The sequence below is a fragment of the Streptomyces sp. NPDC126510 genome (assembly GCF_040302345.1).
Classification (GTDB): Bacteria; Actinomycetota; Actinomycetes; order Streptomycetales; family Streptomycetaceae; genus Streptomyces.
In genome coordinates this window covers 89,719-111,179 of record NZ_JBEORR010000001.1, presented here as the reverse complement: position 1 = coordinate 111,179, position 21,461 = coordinate 89,719, and the positions used below count along the sequence as shown (strand labels likewise).

At 72.8% G+C, this 21,461-nt stretch carries 18 protein-coding genes and 1 pseudogene; 10 read left to right on the top strand and 9 right to left on the bottom strand.

Annotation, left to right across the window (positions count from 1 at the left end; translation table 11 throughout):
• Positions 1-156 precede the first annotated feature (156 nt).
• The 4 genes from ABTX60_RS00350 (at position 157) to ABTX60_RS00335 (ending at position 5,111) form a co-directional block, all read left to right on the top strand.
• Entirely contained in the window at positions 157-1,647 is a 1,491-nt protein-coding gene (locus ABTX60_RS00350; protein ID WP_352094832.1) for a cellulose binding domain-containing protein, read from the top strand.
• Positions 1,648-1,853: 206 nt separating this feature from the next.
• Complete coding sequence (rsgA, locus tag ABTX60_RS00345; RefSeq protein ID WP_352094831.1) at positions 1,854-2,999, top strand: ribosome small subunit-dependent GTPase A; 1,146 nt, start codon at positions 1,854-1,856, stop codon at positions 2,997-2,999.
• Between the two features lie 169 nt (positions 3,000-3,168).
• Entirely contained in the window at positions 3,169-4,581 is a 1,413-nt protein-coding gene (locus ABTX60_RS00340; RefSeq protein ID WP_352094830.1) for a DNA-3-methyladenine glycosylase 2 family protein, read from the top strand.
• Positions 4,581-5,111, top strand: coding sequence for a methylated-DNA--[protein]-cysteine S-methyltransferase (locus tag ABTX60_RS00335; RefSeq protein ID WP_352094829.1), 531 nt, complete (start codon positions 4,581-4,583; stop codon positions 5,109-5,111). The genes ABTX60_RS00340 and ABTX60_RS00335 overlap by 1 nt, the downstream gene beginning before the upstream one ends.
• A gap of 49 nt (positions 5,112-5,160) precedes the next feature.
• Here ABTX60_RS00335 and ABTX60_RS00330 read toward each other — a convergent pair whose 3' ends face one another.
• On the bottom strand, positions 5,161-5,643 hold the full coding sequence (locus tag ABTX60_RS00330) for a DUF456 domain-containing protein (protein ID WP_352094828.1): 483 nt from the start codon (positions 5,641-5,643) through the stop codon (positions 5,161-5,163).
• A gap of 211 nt (positions 5,644-5,854) precedes the next feature.
• Here ABTX60_RS00330 and ABTX60_RS00325 point away from each other — a divergent pair, with 211 nt between their 5' ends.
• Both ABTX60_RS00325 and ABTX60_RS00320 read left to right on the top strand, forming a co-directional pair.
• Positions 5,855-7,621: a protein phosphatase 2C domain-containing protein gene (locus ABTX60_RS00325; RefSeq protein WP_352094827.1), complete on the top strand. Its 1,767-nt coding sequence runs from the start codon at positions 5,855-5,857 to the stop codon at positions 7,619-7,621.
• Positions 7,622-7,687: 66 nt separating this feature from the next.
• Positions 7,688-9,430 carry a pyruvate dehydrogenase gene (locus ABTX60_RS00320; RefSeq protein WP_352094826.1) on the top strand — a complete coding sequence of 581 codons (1,743 nt, stop codon included), beginning with the start codon at positions 7,688-7,690 and terminating at the stop codon, positions 9,428-9,430.
• Between the two features lie 125 nt (positions 9,431-9,555).
• Here the strand turns inward: ABTX60_RS00320 and ABTX60_RS00315 are convergent, their stop codons facing one another.
• Positions 9,556-9,936 (bottom strand): peptidase inhibitor family I36 protein, encoded by a 381-nt coding sequence (locus tag ABTX60_RS00315; protein WP_352094825.1) that lies wholly within the window; start codon positions 9,934-9,936, stop codon positions 9,556-9,558.
• A 41-nt stretch (positions 9,937-9,977) separates the two neighbouring features.
• Between ABTX60_RS00315 and ABTX60_RS00310 the strand changes: the two genes are divergently transcribed.
• Positions 9,978-10,919 (top strand): LysR family transcriptional regulator, encoded by a 942-nt coding sequence (locus ABTX60_RS00310; protein ID WP_352094824.1) that lies wholly within the window; start codon positions 9,978-9,980, stop codon positions 10,917-10,919.
• A gap of 28 nt (positions 10,920-10,947) precedes the next feature.
• On the opposite strand, the gene ABTX60_RS00305 is transcribed toward ABTX60_RS00310, so the two are convergent.
• The 3 genes and pseudogenes from ABTX60_RS00305 to ABTX60_RS00295 all read right to left on the bottom strand — a co-directional run bounded on the left by ABTX60_RS00305 (position 10,948) and on the right by ABTX60_RS00295 (position 13,105).
• On the bottom strand, positions 10,948-11,292 hold the full coding sequence (locus ABTX60_RS00305) for a peptidase inhibitor family I36 protein (protein WP_352094823.1): 345 nt from the start codon (positions 11,290-11,292) through the stop codon (positions 10,948-10,950).
• Positions 11,293-11,522: 230 nt separating this feature from the next.
• Positions 11,523-11,703 (bottom strand): annotated as a pseudogene (locus tag ABTX60_RS00300) (IS701 family transposase); the annotation flags it as partial.
• A gap of 58 nt (positions 11,704-11,761) precedes the next feature.
• Positions 11,762-13,105: a helix-turn-helix domain-containing protein gene (locus ABTX60_RS00295; protein WP_352094822.1), complete on the bottom strand. Its 1,344-nt coding sequence runs from the start codon at positions 13,103-13,105 to the stop codon at positions 11,762-11,764.
• 230 nt (positions 13,106-13,335) lie between these two features.
• Here ABTX60_RS00295 and ABTX60_RS00290 point away from each other — a divergent pair, with 230 nt between their 5' ends.
• The gene (locus tag ABTX60_RS00290; protein WP_352094821.1) at positions 13,336-13,959 is read left to right on the top strand and encodes a hypothetical protein; all 624 of its coding nucleotides are present in this window, start codon (positions 13,336-13,338) and stop codon (positions 13,957-13,959) included.
• A gap of 427 nt (positions 13,960-14,386) precedes the next feature.
• Positions 14,387-14,869, top strand: a complete 483-nt coding sequence (locus tag ABTX60_RS00285) for an ATP-binding protein (protein WP_352094820.1) — start codon at positions 14,387-14,389, stop codon at positions 14,867-14,869.
• 57 nt (positions 14,870-14,926) lie between these two features.
• On the opposite strand, the gene ABTX60_RS00280 is transcribed toward ABTX60_RS00285, so the two are convergent.
• Positions 14,927-15,967 (bottom strand): DUF2637 domain-containing protein, encoded by a 1,041-nt coding sequence (locus ABTX60_RS00280; RefSeq protein WP_352094819.1) that lies wholly within the window; start codon positions 15,965-15,967, stop codon positions 14,927-14,929.
• Between the two features lie 304 nt (positions 15,968-16,271).
• Positions 16,272-17,123: a (2Fe-2S)-binding protein gene (locus ABTX60_RS00275; protein WP_352094818.1), complete on the bottom strand. Its 852-nt coding sequence runs from the start codon at positions 17,121-17,123 to the stop codon at positions 16,272-16,274.
• Between the two features lie 175 nt (positions 17,124-17,298).
• Between ABTX60_RS00275 and ABTX60_RS00270 the strand changes: the two genes are divergently transcribed.
• Positions 17,299-18,120 (top strand): GntR family transcriptional regulator, encoded by an 822-nt coding sequence (locus ABTX60_RS00270; RefSeq protein ID WP_352094817.1) that lies wholly within the window; start codon positions 17,299-17,301, stop codon positions 18,118-18,120.
• A gap of 449 nt (positions 18,121-18,569) precedes the next feature.
• Here ABTX60_RS00270 and ABTX60_RS00265 read toward each other — a convergent pair whose 3' ends face one another.
• Entirely contained in the window at positions 18,570-19,337 is a 768-nt protein-coding gene (locus tag ABTX60_RS00265; protein ID WP_352094816.1) for a hypothetical protein, read from the bottom strand.
• A 165-nt stretch (positions 19,338-19,502) separates the two neighbouring features.
• A complete protein-coding gene (locus tag ABTX60_RS00260) occupies positions 19,503-21,176 on the bottom strand; it encodes a PucR family transcriptional regulator (RefSeq protein ID WP_352094815.1) in 1,674 nt (557 codons plus the stop codon).
• Positions 21,177-21,461: the final 285 nt, after the last annotated feature.

Below are 21,461 nucleotides of genomic sequence, written 5' to 3'. Positions count from 1 at the left end.
CGGAGCCATGGGGGTGCGGCCGTCCTGTCGTGATATCTGAACAGGGCGCTTGTCAGTTGTGTGAGAGGCGTGAAAAGCTCTTGCACCGCCCCGAGGTTCCCCCCAACTCCAACACCGATGTGGTGAGTTGACCTCGCTTGTGGATGCAGGAGACCCATGCCCGACCTGCCGACCCCTCAGGACGCCACCGAGGCCGCGCTGTTCTCCGAGTGCTGGGACGCGGTCCTCGCGTACGCGGACCTGTGCACGTCCGGTTCCACGGCTGCCGCACAGCTCGGCCGTGAGGCGTTCGCGCACGGCGTGCGCGAGGCCCGCGCCGCCGAGACCGGCCAGGTACGCGGCACCGCCCGCCGCCCTGCCCGGCTGCCCCGCATACCCCTGCTGCTGACCTCCGTGCGCACCACGGCCGCGGCGTGGGAGGAGAAGGGGCAGGGCCACAAACTCGACCCCGACCTGCGCCTGTGGCTCAACTCGGACGCGGCCGCCCGCTATACCGGCCCGCCCCTGCAGCGCCCGCTCGCGCTGCGCGGCCTGCGCGATCTGCAGCAGCCGGACGCCGAACTGCTCTGGTTCGCCGAGGTGGAGGCACTGCCGCTGCCCCTGATCGCCCGCCGCCTGGGACTCGATCCGGCCGGCGTCGCCGAGGAACTGCAGCAGGTGCGCACCCTCTTCCGGGACCGCTGCCACCGCAACCACCTCGACTCGCCCATGGACGGCCGGTGCCGCAGCTACGCCCGGCTGCTGGACGCCGTCACCCGCTCCTCCGCCGCCGAGGCCCCCGGCGACCTCTCCCGGCACCTCGCCACCTGCGTGCAGTGCGCGGAGGCCGCCGCCTGTCTGCGCCTGCACGGCGGTGCCCTGCCGGGGGCGCTGGCCGGCGGGGTGATCGGCTGGGGAGGCCTCGCCTACCTGGAGCGCCGCCGCCGCGCCGCCGAGGTGCGGCTCGGCGCCGGCCGGCCCGGCTCGACGGACCGGGCGGGCGCTGCATCGGAGGACGGCGAGCAGAAGGCGCGCGTCGCGCGCAACGGACTCCTCGTCGCCGCGGTCCTGGTCTCCGTGCTGGCCCTCGGGGTCTCCCTGATGCCCTTCGGAGGCGACGGCGACGACCTCGGCGCACCCGGAGGGGACCGGCAGCCGGTGGCCGACAGCGCTCCGCCCCTGCCGTCCGTCCCGTCCCTGCCGCCCGCGACCTCGAAACCGGCCGACCGGAACACCCCGACCTCGAAGCGGCCGGAGAAGTCCCGCAAGCCGGAGGACGAGAACCGCCACACCGAACCGCAGGGCACCTCCTCGCCCACCGGCCGGGCCGAGCCCGACGAGCACGGGGAACCCGCCTGCAGGGTCGAGTACGACCTGGTCAACCAGTGGCCCGACGGCTTCCAGGCCACCGTCACCGTCACCAGCACCCGGCCGCTCGACGCCTGGCGCGTCGCCTGGTCCTTCCGGGACGGCCAGCAGGTCGGCCAGATGTGGGACGCCTCCGTCTCCCAGGACGGCTCCCGCGTCAGCGCGTCGGCCGCCGACTACAACAAGTCGGTCCCCGCGGGCGGCGACCTGGCCTTCGGCTTCCTGGCCTCCTGGCGCGGCAAGAACTCCCCGCCGTACGACTTCGAGCTGAACGGCCACGCCTGCGTGAAAAACGGTTGACGCACCCGCGCCGGGGCGGGATACCGTGACGTCGGTTCCGCGCACACCGCGGTTCCGTGCAGAGAAGATCCGAGTGACGAGGAGGTGTCGACCGATGGCTGTTGTTGCGATGAGCGCTGCCCGCATCCAGTTCATGAAGTCCACCTCCATGGCCGCCGGCTGATCCGACCGACCGTCGGGCCGGGGCCGACCTCGAAGGGTCACCCTTGTCTTCCTCCTCTGCTTCATCCGTTTCCTCCGCGCTCGCTCCCTACGGCTGGGACGAGGCCTGGGCCGAGGCGTTCGCCCCGTACGAGGCCGAAGGCCTGTTGCCCGGCCGGGTCGTGCGGGTCGACCGCGGGCAGTGCGACGTCGTCACCGCCGGCGGGATGCTGCGGGCCGACACCGCGTTCGTCACCCCGCACGACCCCCTGCGGGTGGTGTGCACCGGCGACTGGGTCGCCGTCGAACCCGGCGGGAACCCGCGCTACGTCCGCACGTACCTGCCGCGCCGCACCGCCTTCGTCCGCTCCACCTCCTCCCAGCGGTCCGAGGGGCAGATCCTCGCGGCCAACGTCGACCACGCCGTCGTCGCCGTGTCGCTCGCGCTCGAACTGGACCTCGGGCGCATCGAGCGCTTCCTCGCGCTCTCCTGGGAGTCCGGGGCCCAGCCCGTCGTCGTCCTCACCAAGGCCGACCTCGTGCCGGACGCCGTGACCCTCGCGCACCTCGTCCAGGACGTGGAGACGACCGCGCCCGGCGTGCCGGTCGTGCCGGTCAGCGCCCTCGGCGAGGGGGGCACCTCCCTGCTCGAGCGCAGCCGAGAGCTTGGGGGAGGGCTCGACGTGCTCGCCGCGATCGTCGGCGGTGGGACGTCCGTGCTGCTCGGGCAGTCCGGCGCGGGCAAGTCGACCCTCGCCAACGCGCTGCTGGGCGAGGACGTCATGCAGGTCCAGGCCATCCGCGACGTCGACGGCAAGGGCCGCCACACCACCACCACGCGCAACCTGCTCGCGCTGCCCGGCGGGGGCGTCCTGATCGACACCCCGGGGCTGCGCGGCGTCGGCCTGTGGGACGCCGAGACCGGCGTCGGGCAGGTGTTCTCCGAGATCGAGGAGCTGTCCGAGCGGTGCCGCTTCCACGACTGCGCCCACGAGGCGGAGCCGGGATGCGCGGTGCTGGCCGCCATCGACAGCGGCGAGCTGCCGCAGCGGCGGCTGGAGAGCTACCGCAAGCTGCTGCGGGAGAACCAGCGCATCGTCGCCAAGACCGACGCCCGGCTCCGGGCCGAGATCCGCAAGGACTGGAAGCGGAAGGGGGCGATGGGCCGCGCCGCGATGGAGGCGAAGCGGGGAGCGCACTGGCGGTCGTGAGGCGCCCTCGTCTGGTGCCGCACGGGCCCGTCGGTGGTCGTGAGCGTCTCGCGGCCCCTCGCGCGGGTGCCCGGTGCTCGTGAGGGCCTCGCCCGGCGGGGATGCCCTGCCCATCGCGGTGTCCGATTCCCGCCAGCGGTCGTGCGGTCGCGGGCGGGAGACTGGACCTGTGACGAACCAGGAAACGGACGAGGACACCAGGTACGAGGCCGTGCGCAGCCGGGACGCCCGTTTCGACGGCGTGTTCTTCTTCGCCGTCGAGACGACCGGCATCTACTGCCGGCCCAGCTGCCCCGCGGTCACCCCGAAGCGGGCCAACGTACGGTTCTTCGCCACGGCCGCCGCCGCGCAGGGCTCGGGCTTCCGGGCCTGCCGGCGGTGCCGCCCGGACGCCGTGCCCGGCTCCGCCGAGTGGAACGTCCGCGCCGACGTGGTCGGCCGGGCCGTGCGGCTGATCGCCGACGGCGTCGTCGACCGGGAGGGCGTCGCCGGGCTCGCCGGACGCCTCGGCTACAGCGCACGGCAGGTGCAGCGGCAGCTCACCGCCGAGCTCGGCGCCGGGCCGGTCGCCCTCGCCCGGGCCCAGCGGGCCCATACCGCGCGCGTCCTCGTGCAGACCACCGAGCTGCCCATCACCGAGATCGCGTTCGCGTCCGGCTTCGCCAGCGTGCGGCAGTTCAACGACACGATCCGGGCGGTGTACGCGTCGACGCCGAGCCGGCTGCGCGCCACCGCGCCCCGCAACGGCAGGGGACACCGCGCGGCGACCCCCAACGCCGGCATCCCGCTGCGGCTCGCCCACCGCGGCCCCTACCGGGCCGGGCCCGTCTTCGACCTGCTGGAACACCAGGCCGTACCCGGCATCGAGGAGATGAGCGGCCCGGCCGGCACCCGCACCTACCGGCGCACCCTCCGCCTCCCGTACGGCACCGGCGTCGTCGCCGTCGACGAAAGCCCCCGCACCGCCCGGACCGGGCCCGGCGCCCATCCGGGCGGCTGGCTCGACGCCCGGCTGCACCTCACCGACCCGCGCGATCTGACCACCGCCGTCCAGCGGCTGCGGCGGCTGTTCGACCTCGACGCCGACCCCTACGCCGTCGACGAGCGCCTCGCGGCCGACCCCCGGCTCGCACCCCTGGTCGCCGCCCGGCCCGGGCTGCGCTCGCCGGGCACCGCCGACCCGGAGGAACTCGCGGTGCGCGCCCTGACCGGCCGGACGGAGGCGGAACGGCTCGTACGCCGTTACGGCAAGGCCCTCGACGCCCCCTGCGGGAGCCTCACGCACCTCTTCCCCGAGCCGGCCGTACTGGCCGGGGCCGAGCCCGCCGGCCCTCTCGGCGCGCTCACCGCCGCCCTTGCCGACCAGTCCGTACGCCTGGACCCGGGCGCCGACCGGGACGGCGCACAGAACGCCCTGCGGGCCGTGCCCGGTCTGGACGCCCGCACCGTCGCCGAGATCCGCACCCGCGGCCTCGGCGACCCCGACGTGGCCCCGCCCGGCCTCGACGTCCCCGACACCTGGCGCCCCTGGCGCTCGTACGCCGTGAACCACCTGCGCGCAGCAGGGGAGTGGGAGTGGTGATGACCTGCCCGACGTACTGGACGAGTGTGCCCGGCCCCCTCGGGCCGCTGCTCCTCACCGCCGCCCCGACCGGTGAGCTGACCTCCCTGTCCGTGCCCGGACAGAAAGGCGGACGCGAGGTGCGGGACGACTGGCGGCGCGACCCCGGGCCCTTCCGGGAGGCCGAGGAGCAGCTCGCCGCGTACTTCGCCGGGGAACTGAAGGAGTTCCGGCTGGCGTGGCGCACCGAGGGCACCGCCTTCCGTGAGAAGGTCTGGGCCGCGCTGGACGACATCCCGTACGGCTCGACGGCCACCTACGGCGAGATCGCCGCGCGCATCGGAGCGCCCCGGGCCGCGGTGCGGGCGGTCGGCGGTGCGATCGGGGCGAACCCGCTGCTGGTGGTCCGCCCGTGCCACCGGGTGATCGGGGCGGACGGCGCACTGACCGGATACGCGGGCGGCCTGGACCGCAAGATCCGGCTGCTGACGCACGAGGGGGTACTGCCGCGTGAGGGCCGCCCGCCCGGCGAGGGGGTGCTGCCTTCCTGAGGGGCCGCCGGCCCGGCGAGGCGGTGCTGCCTTCCTGAGGGCCGCCGGCTCAGCCCCAGAGGACCGCGCCCAGCCAGGCCGCCGCGATCAGCTGGCAGGTGAACAGTTCGGTCAGGATGCCGGAGCCGCCCGCGCGCATGACCGTGCGCAGGGCGGCCATCGCGTCGGTGTGGCGGCCGAGGCGGAGCCGTTCGAAGAGGTAGACACCGCCCAGGAAGCCGGGGATCGCGCCGAGGACGGGTACCAGCACGAAGCCCAGGACGGAACCGGTCCCGGCGCAGGCCAGCATGCGGCGGGTGGTGCTGTTCATGCGCAGCCGACGGGGCGGGAGCGCCCAGCGGACGGCGTGGGAGGCGAGCAGCAGGACCGTGGCTCCGACCAGCACCCACCAGGCGACGGGCTGCGGATCCTTGAGCGCCCACCACATGACCGCTGCCCACACCAGCAGCGATCCCGGCATGGCGGGCAGCAGCACTCCGCACAGCCCGAGCAGGATGACCAGCCCGACCAGCAGGAGGTCCCACACTCCCATCTGACCAGACTGCCGGAGAACCGGAGAACGCGCAGGTCAGAAGCATGGCCGGGGCTCAGACCCGCAGGTCAGACCCTCGCGCCGCGCCGGGCTCCGCATTTCGCATGACCGTTCTACGGCTCACTCGACGTGCCGTTCACCGTCCCTTGGTGGGCCGGTTTTTTCCACAAGCCCCGTTTTCATCCGGCTCGTGCGGTGGACAATTACGGGCATGAGCCAGCAGGGGGGAAGGCCCACCGGTCACGAGGACGACTGGTGGAGGGAGTTGTACGACGACTCCACCGACGACACGGGCCCCGCACCGGCGCGGGATTCCCTCGACGACCGGTTCGCGTCGGCGTCGGGGGCGGTGCGAGACGGAACGCGGGGGCGGACCGGCTCCCCGGACCGGTCGGGTTCCTCGGACCGGTCGGGTTCCTCGGACCGGTCGTCGGACCGGCCCTTCGGAGCGGAGCCGGTGGTCCCGGCGCCCCGGACCGGGGCCGACGACGTGCCGCCCACGCCCCGCCCGAACGGCAGGCCCCCGCAACAACGCGCGCCCTGGGAGCCACCACCGCCCGGCCCCGCCGGACCGGTGAGCTTCCCGACCGCGCACCGCCCACCGCGGCGCCCCGACCAGCCCCCCACCACCCGGACACCCACGGACGAGCGCCCGGGACCCTCCGCCTCCGCCTCGCAGAGCTCGGCGCAGCCGCCCGCGCCGACGGTGCCCGACGCGGGGACGCCCCGGGTCCCGCCGCCTCCCACGGACCCTCCGAGCCGGCCGCGCCCCGAGGCGCACCCGGCCACGGCGGCCGCCCCGCCGCCCCCCGTCACCGGGCCCCGCGAGTGTCCGCCCCGCCCGTCCGTGCCGCCCGCCGCCGGGCCGGGCGGCACCGCATACCCCACGACCGACCGGCGGCCCGTGCCGCCGCTCCCCGCCGAGCCGCCGCCCGAGGCGCCCTCACCCCCGGCCACCAACCCCTCTCCCGACGAACACAGCCCCCGGATCGCGCGTCCCGAGCCCGTATCCCGGTCCCGGGGTCACGTCGGCACGCGGCCGCCCACGTACGACGCCGAACCCACCGCTCTTCCGGCCGCCGATCCGGACGACCTCGACGATCTCGTGGCGGACACCGTGCTGGACGGGGCCCGGTACGGGGCCTGTACGGTGCGGGCCGTCTCCCTGCGGGGGGACTCCGCGCGGTATCGCGGAGAACCCCGCCGGGACGCGCTGCTCACCGCCCGGTTCGGAGCGGGGGAGCACGCGCTGCTGCTGGTGGCGATGGCGACCGGGGCCCGGGCCGCGCCCGGGGCGCACCGTGCCGCCGCCGAGGCCTGTCACTGGATCGCGCGAGCCGTCGGACGCAGCCACGCACGGCTGGTGGAGGATATAAGGGACGGGAGGCGCGGCGACCTGAAGTCCGGGCTGCACCGCCTCACCGACCGCAGCCTCGGCAAGCTGCGGGCCAGCGCCTCCGAGCAGGGCGTCGACCCCGGGGAGTACGCGGCCAGCCTGCGCTGCCTGCTGCTGTCGGCCGACCCCGAGTGCCGGACCCGGGTGTTCTTCGGGGTCGGACCGGGCGGACTGTTCCGGCTGCGGGAGGGGGAGTGGCAGGACATCGAGCCGCAGGTCACCAAGGCCAAGGGCGATCCCGTCAGGGGCTTCGGGTCGCCGCCCTCCGAGACCCCCGAGGGCGACCGGCTCACCATGGACCTGGGCATCCCGACCCCGCCCAGCCCGTACGAACCGGCCCCTGAGCCGCCGCGCGAGCCCTTCCGCTTCCGGACCTCCGTCGCCCGCCCGGGTGACACGCTCCTGATGTGCAGTGGCGGCCTCGCCGACCCCCTGCGCGGCGAGCCCGAACTGGGCGAGTACCTCGCCGAGCGGTGGTCCCGCCCCGACCCGCCCGGTCTCGCCGCGTTCCTCGCCGACTCCCAAGTACGGGTCAAGGGTTATGCGGACGACCGTACGGCCGCCGCCGTGTGGGAGGCGTGAGCGCGACCGGTGTGACTTGATGGAACCCGGAGGGATCCCAGGAGACCGAAGGGGCAGACGAGAACCATGGCCAAACAGAACGTCGCGGAACAGTTCGTCGACATCCTGACCCGCGCCGGAGTCAAACGGCTGTACGGAGTCGTCGGCGACAGCCTCAACCCGATCGTCGACGCCGTCCGCCGCAACTCCGCCATCGACTGGATCCACGTCCGGCACGAGGAGACCGCCGCCTTCGCCGCCGGCGCCGAGGCGCAGATCACCGGCTCCCTCGCCGCCTGCGCCGGCTCCTGCGGCCCCGGCAACCTCCACCTCATCAACGGCCTCTACGACGCCCACCGCTCCATGGCCCCGGTTCTCGCCCTCGCCTCGCACATCCCGTCCAGCGAGATCGGCCTCGGCTACTTCCAGGAGACCCACCCCGACCGGCTGTTCGCCGAGTGCAGCCACTACAGCGAGATGATCTCCAGCCCGCAGCAGATGCCGCGGCTGCTCCAGACCGCCATCCAGAACGCCGTCGGCCGCAGCGGCGTCAGCGTCGTCACCCTGCCCGGAGACATCGCCGACCGGCCCGCCCCCGAAAAGGCCGCCGAGACCGCCCTGGTGACCTCCCGTCCGACGGTCCGCCCGGGGGACGCCGAGATCGACCGGCTCGTCGAGATGATCGACGAGGCGGGCAAGGTCACCCTTTTCTGCGGCAGCGGCACCGCCGGAGCGCACGCCGAGGTCATGGAGTTCGCCGGGAAGATCAAGTCCCCGGTCGGGCACGCCCTGCGCGGCAAGGAGTGGATCCAGTACGACAACCCCTACGACGTGGGCATGAGCGGACTGCTCGGATACGGGGCCGCCTACGAGGCCACCCACGAGTGCGACCTGCTGATCCTGCTCGGCACCGACTTCCCCTACAACGCCTTCCTCCCCGACGACGTGAAGATCGTCCAGGTCGACGTCCGGCCCGAGAACCTCGGCCGCCGCTCGAAGCTGGACCTCGCGGTGTGGGGCGACGTACGGGAGACGCTGCGCTGCCTGATCCCGCGGGTGAAGGAGAAGAAGAACCGGCGCTTCCTCGACCGGATGCTGAAGAAGCACGCGGACGCGCTGGAGGGGGTGGTCAAGGCGTACACCCGCAAGGTCGAGAAGCACACGCCGATCCACCCCGAGTACGCGGCGTCCGTGCTCGACGAAGTGGCCGCCGACGATGCCGTGTTCACCGTCGACACCGGTATGTGCAACGTCTGGGCAGCCCGCTACATCTCACCCAACGGCCGCCGCCGCGTCATCGGTTCCTTCTCCCACGGCTCGATGGCGAACGCGCTGCCCATGGCGATCGGCGCCCAGTTCACCGACCGCAAGCGGCAGGTCGTGTCGATGTCCGGCGACGGCGGCTTCTCCATGCTGATGGGCGACTTCCTGACGCTGGTGCAGTACGACCTGCCCGTGAAGGTCGTGCTGTTCAACAACTCCTCCCTCGGCATGGTCGAGTTGGAGATGCTGGTCGCCGGCCTCCCGTCGTACGGCACCGCGAACAAGAACCCCGACTTCGCCGCCGTCGCCCGCGCCTGCGGCGCGTACGGGGTGCGCGTCGAGAAGCCCAAGGATCTGGCCGGAGCCCTGAAGGACGCCTTCAAGCACAAGGGACCCGCCCTCGTCGACATCGTCACCGACCCCAACGCGCTGTCCATCCCGCCGAAGATCAAGGCCGAGATGGTGACGGGCTTCGCCCTGTCCGCCTCGAAAATGGTGCTGGACGGCGGGGTCGGCCGGATGCTGCAGATGGCCCGCTCCAACCTGCGCAACGTGCCCCGGCCCTGACCCTGACGTCTGTCAGGACCGGCCCGGTCGGCATCCTCCTAGCCTGGTGGGGGCGTCAGCACACCCCCACCAGTCCAGCCACAAGGAGCGCCATGCCGAGCGAGGAGGGCCGGTCCGATGAGGCGTCAGCACTCGCCCCGCCACCGCACCTTCGTGACGTAGGCCTGGGCTCCCGGATAGTCCGCGACCATCGAGTGGCCATTCGGGTCGGGGTTGTAGTGCAGGCACTGGACCCGGGTCGTGTCCCCCGCCCAGTGCCAGTGGACCTCGATGTGGTCCAGACCCGGATAGGGCACGCCGTTGTTGGAAATGGAGCGGAACGGAACGCTTCCGGACCAGTTGCCGCCGCTGCGCAGCACCAGCCCCGTGAAATTGGCGTTGCTGTGCACGCAGAAATTGCCCTTGGCGCAGCCTTCCGGATCGGGTGCCGCCGACGCCGTGGGCGCGGTGACCAGAATGCTGGTGAAAGCGGCCGCCAGCAGCGACCCCCACATACGCTTCTTCACTTTCCCTGTCTCCTTCGATTCGCTGGTCCGGTGTAGTGTCGATGACTACAGGTAGTGAGGCCGAGCCCAGTATTCACCAATTGCGTTTGTTCATCGTTCTCGGGGAAATGCGCCATTTCGGGCGCGCTGCCGCCTCTCTCTTCATCACCCAGTCCGCGTTGAGCCAGCAGATTCGTGGCCTGGAGAAACGCCTGGGGGTGCGCTTGTTCGAGCGCACCAACCGGATGGTCGATCTGACAGACGCCGGGCGGACGCTGCTCCCCGCGGCCAGGGCGGCGGTCGACGCCATGGTGCAGCTGCGCCGCACCGCCGACTCGCAGGTGCGTCGCGTCTCGGGCCGGCTCGTCGTGGGGACCGTCGGAGCAGAGGCCGCCATGCCTCATACGCACGCCGTGCTGCGGGCCCTGCAGGAGGAAGGCCACCCGCTGCTGACGGTGCACATGGTCACCCTGGACGCCTACCGGTTCGCTGCCGCCCTGCAGGACAAGGAAGTCGATGTGGTGTTCGGGCGACCTCCTGTGCCGGAGAGCATCGAGCAACAGCATCTGGCCACCGAGCCACGGGTGGCGTGTCTTCCGGCCGACGATCCCCTGGCCCGGCTGGCCGACACCGCTCTCGCCCAATTCGCCGGCCACCCCGTGGTCGACTGGCCCCCGCAGGTGCCGCGCCCCTGGAGGGAGTTCTGGGCCGTCGATCCCCGCCCTGACGGCAGCCCCGCGCGGTACGGGCCCGTCGTCACGGACATGGAGACGCTGCTGCACACCGTGGCCCGGGGGGAGGCCATGGCCTTCCTGCCGGCCGCGGCCCGCGACCTGTTTCCCCGTCCAGGCGTTCGCTACGTCGATGTCAAGGACCTGCCGCCCTGCACGTCGGCCCTGGTCTGGCTCGCCGAGCGTCGTGACGAGCCCGCCATCACCGCCATCCGGCAAGCCGCCCGCAGCGCCACCCGCAGCCGCGGACTCCAGGAGGCGGGCGGCCGGTGAGCGGGAGGCGGGAACCGGGGCGTTACCGCTAGACGCTCGAGACCCGGTAGCCGCTGACCCACGCACCGATGGCGTAGTAGCCGGATCCGTCGATGACGATCGAGCCACCGGTGCAGTCGGCGTTGTCCCACAACTCCACCCTGGTGGTGGCGCTCGACGACTTGGCGGACCGGGTCTTGTCGTTCCAGTTGTCGCCGACGTACTTACATTCCCCCACTTCCCCGGAGAACGTCGTGTCCAGACCCTTGTAATTGGTCTCGCTGTAGGCGCGCCAGCTGCCGCTTGCCTGGGGCTGGGCGAAGGCCGGCTGGGTGGTGATGACGATTCCGGCCAGAGCCGCAACCGTGAGCATGGTCTTCCGAATGGCGGGCAAGACATCTCCTTCTCAATCACGCGGTGCCCGAATGAGGAACTGTGAAAGAGATGGTGTTTCCACTCTCTGTCAGTCCTCTCGGTGCGGTGCTCGGATACTTTCAGCCCGAGCGCACCGTTGTCAGGGACCGTGATTGGCCATCATTCCCGCCGGTTGATAAGTCTCAGCTTATGACTGCAGGTCGCGGAATGGTGACGCCGTGACGACGCACCACGAACAGACCAATTGACGGCCAGGGCATCCGCGCGGAACTTCCCGGCGTCGGCCGTGACTTCATGGGAGCAGGCGACGGCGAGCACATACCAGCTTGGTCGCGAAGACGGTGCCCTCGCCCAGGCCTGCGGCCCGGCAGCGGGCCGGGGCGCACGTCCACGAGCGCGGGATGTACAGCTCACGGTCCACTGCCGCGTTGCGGTGATCTGGATCCGCAGCCTCCGCTCAGCCTCGTGATCAGAACCAGGAACAGGCCCTAGCGGTACGGCTTCCACTGGCGTGCCGAGGTGTCGTACAGGTAGCGGGACAGCCCCGCGATGCCGCTGGTGCGGAACGGGCGGCCGCCGTCGTCGATGCGGACCGTGCCGCTGCGGCCCTGGGAGGACCAGTCCAGCTCCAGGTACCAGCGGCAGTCGCACGCCTGGGTCCTGGCGTTGACCAGCAGCACCTCGGGGTCCTGGGCGGACACCCGGTAGGGCATGCGCACCGCCGGGATCGGCGTACCGGTGTCGTTCCCGGCGACAGCGCGGGCGATGGGGCGGTCCTTGTCCAGGTTCACGTCGAAGGAGCGCGGGGTGATCGCCCCGCCGCAGCCCTGGTCCATGGCATAGGCGTTGCCCAGCGCCGGGGCCGTCCGTCCCACCACGCGCACGCGCAGCGCCTCCAGTACGACGGCCGTGTCGGTGCGCCCTTGCACGGACAACCGCACGAGCGTCTCGCCGCCGTGCACCGCGTTCTGTGACGCCGCCCAGACCCCGGCGTCCTGGGGGACCGGTGGCGGTGGGACCTGCGCTGGAGGCTTGGCGATGACGTAGTCGTGTCCGCAACCGAGCTTCCAGGCCTGGGAGTCGGCCGACCAGGTGAGGGGTGGGGCGGAGCCGGCTGTTCCGGGAGGCGGGGTGGTGCGGGTGGAGGGGGTCGGGGAGGGCTTCGGCTGCTTCGGGGTGGCGGACGGCGAGGGCCGCCGAGTGGTGGGGGAACTGTCGCTCGGGGTGGGCGAGCCGCTCTTCCGGTCCCGGGCTTCCGCCGTCGCCGTACCGGACGGGGCCGGCCCGGACACCGGGGCCCGGCCGCCGGTGGCACGCCGGTCGTCCGGCAACGCGGCGAGGCTCGCGAGAGCCGCAAGCGCCGCACAGACGGCGGCCAGTCCGACCGCGACGCGTCTGCGGCGGTACCAGGGGCGGTGGGGGAGCGGGGGGTCTGCCGCAGTGTCCTCCACCGGGCCGTCCGGCGGGGCGGAATCCGGGCCGTTCGTCAGGACGTCGACGACGGCCGGTGCGTGCCCCGGTTCATCCGCCCGGGCGGCGACCTCGCCGCCGGTACCCGCCGTCCGGGGCCGCTGCCGCGCCGCCACCGCCAGGAGCCAGCGGCGGTGCAGCTCCAGACGTTCCTCCGGGGACGCCCCGCACAGGGCGGCGAAACGCTCCACGGGGGCGAAGTCGACCGGGACCGCGTCGCCCGCACAGTAGCGGTGCAGGGTCGAGGTGTTCATGGCCAGGCGGCGGGCCAGCGAACCGTAACTGCGGTCCGTGCGCTCCTTGAACGTCCTCAGCAGCGCCGCGAACTCCCCGACGCCGTCGACGTCGTCGTGAGCCGACACCGTACCCCCGTCTCATAGGTCGAACCGGCCCGGAACGGCATCCCAGGCACCCCATGTACCTGCACGTCAGACGGGCTGGGATGGTTCCACCGGGCCCGATCGGTCGCGGGTTGTTGCATCCGGGCGGTGGGACCGCTGATGCTCTTGGTGTCGCACCGACCAGGCCCGGGCCGACCAGCCGGCCTGGCCGCGGCATCCACAACACCGCACTCACCCACGGGGGATCACCCATGCCCATGCGCATGCGAGCAAGCGCTCTCACCGCACTCACCGTCGCCGCCCTCGCGGCGGGCACGGTCCTCACGGCACCGGCCGCCGGTGCCGCGCCGAAGGCCGCCGCACCGAAGTTCCTGTCGGCGTCCCAGCTGCCGCCGCACCCGACGTCGGCCTGGACGGCCGGCCCGGTCACCGAGGGGTTCCCGGAGGGACTCGGCTCCTGCGTGAGCACGGAGGGCGTGCCCTCCTACGACTACCGCCACCGGGAGTTCCGGACCGACCTGGACACCAACGCCGTGCAGCTGACCGTCGTGGCGGACACACCCGCCCTGGCCAAGGCCCTGGCGAAGCACTACGACGACCTGATCCGCACCTGCGCCGACCGCATCGAGAAGAACGACCCGGACATCGAGGCCGAGGGCCGGGACTACGGTTCGCTGCCCGTCGAGGAGGGCGCCCGCGTCCGCGGTCTGCACACCGAGACGTCCTGGGGCGCCACGGACATCTCGCTGCTGTCCGTCGGCCGGGACGGCAGGACCGTCACCGTCGTGTCGTGGGGCCAGATGGGCGACTTCGACGACGCTCCCGTCGCCGCCTTCAAGAAGACGACGACCACCGCCGTCAACAAGCTGTACTGACCGCGCGTCCGCCGGAAGACCGGGGCCGTCCTCCCGCCACGGGGGTGGGGAGGACGGCCCCGCACCGGGTGCGGGGCCCGTCAAGACCGTCGTACTTCGGCCAACTTCACCGAAGCGCCGCGCCGGGGGCCGGCCACCCCGGTGTACCGCCGGGTACGCGGGGATCGGCAGCCGTCCGTCGGTCCTTCGTCCGATCTCCGGCGGTCAGGATCCGTCCGGGGACGATGACCGGCTACCCTCTTGTCCCCCTCCGCTCCGTCGCCGTACCGCTCGGCGGCCCGCCACCCCGGGGCGCCCGGCCCGTTCCGGTGGCCGAACACCCGGTCGTTGACGATTCGACATGACTGCCGCGTTTCCGATCGGGCATGGATCCCCGTGAACGTGTTCGAGCAGGAGGGGAACCGACATCGGCGCGCGGGCGGGGGTCATGGAGAGGCAGGCACGACGAGGCGGTCCCATAGCGATCGGGGGCTTCTCGGCGAAGACGGTGGAGGACAGGACCGACGATGTCAGAGAACACGATCAGGCGCCGCAGTTGAGGCGCCGACTCGGACGGGCGGACCTCCGGGCCGTCCCGGAAGCCCGCAGGGCCCTGCGGGAACTGCTCGGCCAGTGGGGGAAGCACGGGCAGTCCGACGTGGCCGAACTGCTCACCAGTGAGCTCGTCACCAACGCGATCGTGCACACCGAACACGACGCGGTCCTCACGGCCACCGTCGGACCCCGCGGACTGCGGGTGGAGGTCCGGGACTTCGTCGCTCGCAGACCCCGGCCGCGCGCTCCGGTCGCCGACGAGGGCACGAACGGCAGGGGCCTGTTCCTGGTGCAGTCCCTCGCGGACGCCTGGGGTGTCCGGCCGCACGGCGTGGGCAAGGCCGTCTGGTTCGAGCTGGGGGCCGGGGCGGCGTGAACGCGGAAGGGGCGCGGCCCGCAGGCCACGCCCCTTCGCCGCTCCGTCACGGCTCGGTCAACCGAACTGCTGCTCGAGGTCCTTGAGTTTGCGCTCCAGGGAGTCCAGACGCGGCAGCGCCATGGTGTCGTCCTCCGCGGTGAGGTCGACGGTCACCGGGTCAGCTCCTTTGCGTACCGGCTGAAGGGAGGGACGCGAGCGCACGGGCAGGGGGTCCGGCGCGGATATGGCAGGCTCCGCGGAGACCTGCGAGGAGCCGCGCTCCACCTGCACCTCGACCTGCCGCCCGCCACCTCGGCCGAAGTGGCCGCGGTGACCGCGGCTGATCGCCTTCAGCTGGGCCCGCTCCACGCGCTGCTGGTCGCGCCGCCGCTGGCGGGTCTCTTCCTTCTTGCGCTTGTCGTCGCGCACCTCGTCGACCGCCTCGTCCAGGCTGCGCACACCTTCAAGGAGCATCAGCGACCAGGCGCGGTAGGTCTCCCGGGGGGCCCGCAGCCAGCGCACCATGCGGATCTGCGGCAGCGGACGGGGCACCAGACCCTGCTCCCGCAGCGCGGCGCGGCGGGTCTGCTTCAGAGCGCGGTCGAAGAGGACCGCCGCAGACAGGGACATGCCCGCGAAGAAGTGGGGGGCGCCCGCATGGCCGATGCCCCGGGGCGCGTGCACCCAGTTGAACCAGGCCGCGGCGAAGGCGAACGTCCAGACCAGTATCCGGGAGCCGAGCGCGGCGTCACCGTGGCTGGCCTCGCGCACCGCGAGGACGGAACAGAACATCGCCGCGCCGTCCAGGCCGAACGGGACGAGGTACTGCCAGCCGCCCGAAAGTCCGAGGTTCTGCTCGCCGAAGCCGACCAGGCCGTGGAAGGAGAGCAGGGCGGCGACGGCCGCACAGCAGAAGAGAAGGAGGTAAGAGAGGGTGCCGTAGAGGGCTTCCTTGCGTCTGCGGCGTTCCTCGCTGCGCTCCCAGGAGTCGTCCGCGCTCGTGTCCTTGACCGAGGAGCGCTTGCCGCGCGCGAGCACCGCCACCGCCGCCAGCATGCCCAGGAGGAGCACGGCGCCCGGAAGCAGCCAGTTCAGCGATATGTCGGTCAGTCTCATCTGGGTGGTCCCTTGCATTGGGATAGGGCGTAACGCCCGCCATAGTGGCCCAATCGCACCGACCCTCAGGGGGTTTCGGGGCAAGAGGCCGCCAAGGAAGTGCAAGGGAATGCCCAGGGCGGCGTTCTGCTCGAACTGCCGCTTGAGGCTCGGAAGTTGAGTTCGAACAAGACTACCCGTACGAGCGGTTCTCCGGAAAGTTCCCGTGACACGTGGGGATGATGTGAATCGCCTGTGGGTACGGGGGTGCCCGGTTCCGCGACGATCTTACGGGACGGCTGGGGAGTCGCACCCCGCCCGTTCCTCAACCGGCCGTCGCCAGCAGCTTGGTGACGCGGTCCGTGTCGCAGGTGCGCGGGCAGGTCGCGCAGGTGTCCTCGGGGCGCAGCGTGTAGAACATGCAGCAGCTCGCGCGGTCCCGGGTGAGCAGGGGCTCGCCGCCCGGGCCGGTCAGCTCCCGGAACGCGGCCGTGCCGACGTACGGCTTGGTCGCCCCCGGCAGGAGCAGCTCCAGCTCGCGCATCGCACGCCGCTCCTCGATCTCGCCGAGCAGTTGGGCGATGTACCACAGCCCTTCGACGATCTCGTCGGTCGCCATACCCCACAGGGCGCGCCCGCGGCGCCGCATCCGGGGGCCGAAAGCGGTCAGCACCGGCTCCAGGTGCTCGGCGACCGCCGCCCGTACCTCCGCCCGCAGCGCCTCCTCGTCGGGGACGACCCGGGCGCCGGGCAGCGCGGCCGCCTCGTCGCCGGGCAGGCAGGCGAAGCCGGCGGGGCGGACGGCCAGGTGTCCGAGGGCGTGGCCCGGGGCGGTGCGGTCGTAGGAGACATGGGTCACGGGGTAGCGGGGGACCCGGCGGTGCAGGAACCACGGCACGGTGATCAGGAGGCAGGCGGGCCAGGCGTAGCGGTGCAGGCCGAAGCTCGCGACGACGTCGGGGCGGGCCTGCGTGCCGTAGTCCCGCTGGATCTGGTCCACGTCCCACGCCAGGAAGCGGTCGAGGGCGGGGCCGGCGGCCGCGAGGTCGGCGGCGGTGGTCCAGCCGTGGCCGTGCGGGGTCGCGTCCGCTGCGTCCAGTTCGGTGACGGCGAGCCCCGGGAGGACCTCGGCCAGGCGGGTGTAGGCGCCGGAGACGGCCGAAAGGGGCGCAGGCATGTGATCACCGATCCGTCGGGTGAAACGGGGTCTTGAAGGTAAGCCTAACCTTACTCAAGATCTTGAAAAGTTGAACGAAGATGTGAACTCGGCGCCGGGGCGCTTATGGTGCTTGACGGACGAGTAACAACCCGCCGTAATGACCCCAAGTACCGATACGTCCGGAGGAGGACCCGTGAGGCAGGGAGCGCAGGGCTCCGCGAGCACGGGGACTCCGTGGGCGGTGGCGAACCCGTCCGGGTCGAGTGGGCAGTCCGGGGCGAGTGGCCCGCCCGGGCAGGTTCGGGTGCCGCGGCAGGCCGGAGAGGTGCGGGGCGAGCACACGCACAGCGAGCCGGCCGCGCCGGCCGCCGTCCGGCCGGTGGTGCAGCGGGCCTCGGTGCGCGGGCAGATCCTGGACGCGCTGCGGGCCGCGCTCGTGGCGGGGGATCTGCGGCCCGGGGAGGTGTATTCGGCGCCGGTGCTGGGAGAGCGGTTCGGGGTGTCGGCGACGCCGGTCCGGGAGGCCATGCAGCAACTGGCCCTCGAAGGGGCCGTCGAGGTCGTGCCGAACCGTGGATTCCGGGTGGTCGAGCGGGGCGTGCGGGAACTGGGCGAACTGGCCGAGGTCCGGGCGCTGATCGAGGTCCCGGTGATGCTGCGGCTGGCCCGTACCGTGCCGGCCGAACGCTGGGCCGAGTTGCGGCCCCTCGCCGAGGCGACGGTCCGCGCGGCGTCCTCGGGCTGCCGCGCGACCTACGCGGAGTCCGACCGGGGGTTCCACCGGGCTGTGCTGTCCCTCTCAGGCAACGTGCAGCTGGTCCGGATCGCGGAGGACCTGCACCGCAGGGCGCAGTGGCCGCTGGTCGGGGGTGGCCGGGGAGTCCGGGGGCGCGCGGAGTTGCTGGCGGACGCGCACGAGCACACGGCGTTGCTGGACGCGCTGGTCGCACGGGATCTGGATGTGGTGCGGGCGCTGGTGGGCGAGCATTTCGCGGGGGCGGCTGCTGCCGGCTGAGCGGTGGCGCCGGGTGGGGGTCGTGTCTTCGCGTGGCGCCGGGTGGTGGTGGCCTCTTCGCCTTGCGCCGGGTGGTGGGTCGGGGCCGCGCCGGGGGGTGTCCGTCCTCGGAACGTCGCGATGGGCTTGCACGCCGACTGACTGTCCGTCGAGGCGACAACCGCTGCGGGCGGACACCCCCCGACACGGCCCCTTCGCGCCGTACGCGGGTGCGGGAGTGGGGTGGCCGCACCCGCGGCGCACGGTGCCCAAGCGCAGGAACGTCTCCCGGGCGGTGCGTGAACCGGAGCCCACAATGGCCGCCTGCAGAGGCCACTTGGGCATGCCCCGTCGTGCGCTGTACACGTTCGGCGCGCCTCCTCGTCGCCGGGCAGGTGCGTGGGGAGAGTTACCGTGCCCGTTCGGCGCTGAACAGGCGTTACGACCGACCGGCTTCGCCGTCGAACGCCTCAGGCCGTCGCGGCCGGCGGTACCGGCGGAGCCAACTGGCGGGCCAGCCACGTCGGTACGCCCCCCAGGAGGCGGAACAGCCGGCGGGCCTCCTCCCGCAGTCGGGACGCCTCCGGTTCGGTTTCGGTGTCGGCGAGGGACACCAGCGCCGGCGCCGTACCGACGAGATAGCCCAGCTCCTCCCGGATCCGCAGCGACTCCGCGAATCCGTGCCGTGCCTCCGCCAGCTCCCCTTCGCGCAGGGCGAGCCCGGCCAGGTGGCGCCAGGTGAACGACAGCAGCAGCGGATCGGAGTGCGCCGTCGCGCCCGCGTGGGCACGGCGGTACGCGGCCCGGGCGGCCTGGGGCGCGCTCGTCAGGTTCTCGGCCAGGAGCCCGCGCCGGAAGTCGAGCAGAGCCCGCGCGGGAGCCCCCGGAGGGACCAGTGCCGCCGCCCGGCCGAGCGCGGCCCGTGCCTCGTCGGCCCGGTCCCGTACCGCGAGCACGGTCGCCGCGTAGGCCAGGTACCCGCGTTCACAAGCGGCCGCGCCCCGTTCGTCGTCGCTGTGGGCCATCGCCTCGGCCGTGCGCAGCGCGTCCTCGGCCTCCTCCCAGCCCTGCTCGGTGTACAGACACCGTTCGGCCAGCAGCGCCGCGCGTTGCAGCGCGGCCGCGGGTGTGGCCGGCAGCAGCAGGGCGGCCGCGTCGGCCCAGCACCCGCGGGAGCGCAGCCGCCATACCGCGGTCTGGAGGGGATCGTCACCGGCGGTCGTTCCGTTACCAGACATGGCGGTATGCGCCACGTTGCCCTCCCCGAGCACGCCATCGAGCTGTTGAGTGGTGGCGGCATCTCAGCACGAATCGGCGGGCCGGGCCAAGGGGGTGGGTGAAGGATTTCACAAAGTCGTGGGACTCCGGGGTGCCCCGCGTTTGCCGCCGGGACACCCCGCGTATCAGCTCATGCGCAGTGCCAGGAAGAAGTCCAGCTTGTCCTCGAGGCGTGACAGGTCACGACTCGTCAACTGCTCGATCCGGCCGACCCGGTAGCGCAGCGTGTTGACGTGCAGGTGCAGACGGGTGGCGCAGCGGGTCCAGGAGCCGTCGCAGTCGAGGAAGGCCTCCAGCGTCGGGATCAGCTCGGCGCGGTGGCGGCGGTCGTAGTCCCGCAGCGGGTCCAGGAGGCGGGCCGTGAAGGCGCGGCGGACGTCGTCCGGGACGAAGGGCAGCAGCAGGACGTGCGAGGCCAGTTCCTGGTGGCCGGCCGCGCAGACCCGGCCCGGGCGGGCCGCGGCGACGCGCCGGGCGTGGCGGGCCTCCTCCAGCGCGCCGCGCAGGCCTTCCGCCGAGTGGACGGCCGCGCTGACGCCCAGGGTGAGCCGGCCGTCGTCGTCGAGGCCCGCCGTGAGGGGGTCCCGAACCGACGCCAGGAGCGTGTCCGCGAGGACGCCCGTCTCCGAGCCGTCGTGCTCCGCCGAGACGGCCGGGAGGGGGACCAGGGCGATGGCCTCGTCTCCCGTGTGGGCCACCGCGATGCGGTCGGAGTGCTCCGGCCCCGCGACCGCCGGATCCACGAGGACCTCCTCCAGCAGAGCCTGGGCCACCGGGCCGCCCTCGACCTCCCCGCCCTCCCAGTCGACGCGGGCCACGACCACCTGCCAGTGCGGCGCGGCGCCCAGACCGGGCAGCAGCACCGGCGCGGCCACGCGCAGGCGGGCGGCGATCTCGGCGGGTGCCGCGCCCGTCTGGACCAGTTCCAGGACCTCCTGGGCCAGGCGGCGGCGGACCGTGCGGGCCGCGTCGCGGCGGTCCCGTTCGACCGCGATCAGCTGGGTGACGCCGTAGAGCAGGTCCAGGCGCTCCTCGGGCCAGTCCCCGGCGTCCGCCTCCACGGCCAGCAGCCAGTCCGCCAGGACGGTCTCGCGCACGTCCCGCGCCGAGTGCGGGGAGCGGCCCGTGGAGCGGACCGGGAACAGGGAGTACGTCGTGGCGCCCAGGACGACGCGGTGGGGGCCGCGGCGGCCCGTCCGGGTGGCGGCCAGGTGCTCCCCGGCGAGCCGGGCGCACGTCTCGGCCGGCAGGGCGGGACCCGTCGCCTTCGAGCCCGCGATCAGGCGGCCGGTGGGGGAGAGGACCCAGGCCCGCAGGTCCAGGTCCGTGCCGAGCAGGTCCAGGACCACGTCGGGGCCGCCGCCCGCCGGGCCCGCCGTCATCATGCGGCGGTGGCGGTCGACGACCGCCGCGAGGTCTCCGGCGCGCTCGCCGGAGACCTGCCGCACGACGTGCTCGGTGATCGTCGCGAACGCCACCGACTCGTGCACCGCGAAGAGCGGGAGGCGGTGCCGGGCGCAGGCCACGACCAGGTCCTCCGGCACGTCGCCGAGCTCGGCCTCGCCCGCGGCGAGCGCCGCCACACCCGCCTGTACGAGGATGCGGACGAACGGCTCCGAGTCGCCCGCGTCCCGGCGCCAGGCCAGGCCCGTGAGCACCAGTTCGCCGCCCGCGAGGTAGCGGCTGGGGTCGCGCAGGTCGGTGGTCATCACACCCCGCACGCTGCGGTCCAGCTCGTCCTCGCCGCCGAGCAGCTTGAGGCCCAGCGCGTCGGTGTCCAGCAGTGCGCGCAGCCGCATTCTCGTCGCCGCCGTTCCATGTCTCGAAATCAAGCCCTGCCCCGGCTGTGTTCCAGGTCACGCGGTTGTGTCGCGCGTTTCCACAGGAGAACGAGGAGGTTTCCACGGGCCTCCGTTCATACGAATCTACAAGATGCCTCTCCTGGCCAGCCAACTCCTTCATGGTTTCCGTGACTGACTCGCTTGGCGCAGCGCGCTGTGTACTGAGGCCACTACGCGTAAACAGCACATGAACGAGCCGGGACCGCCGCACACGGATTGGCTCAATCTGAACGCCCCACGAGA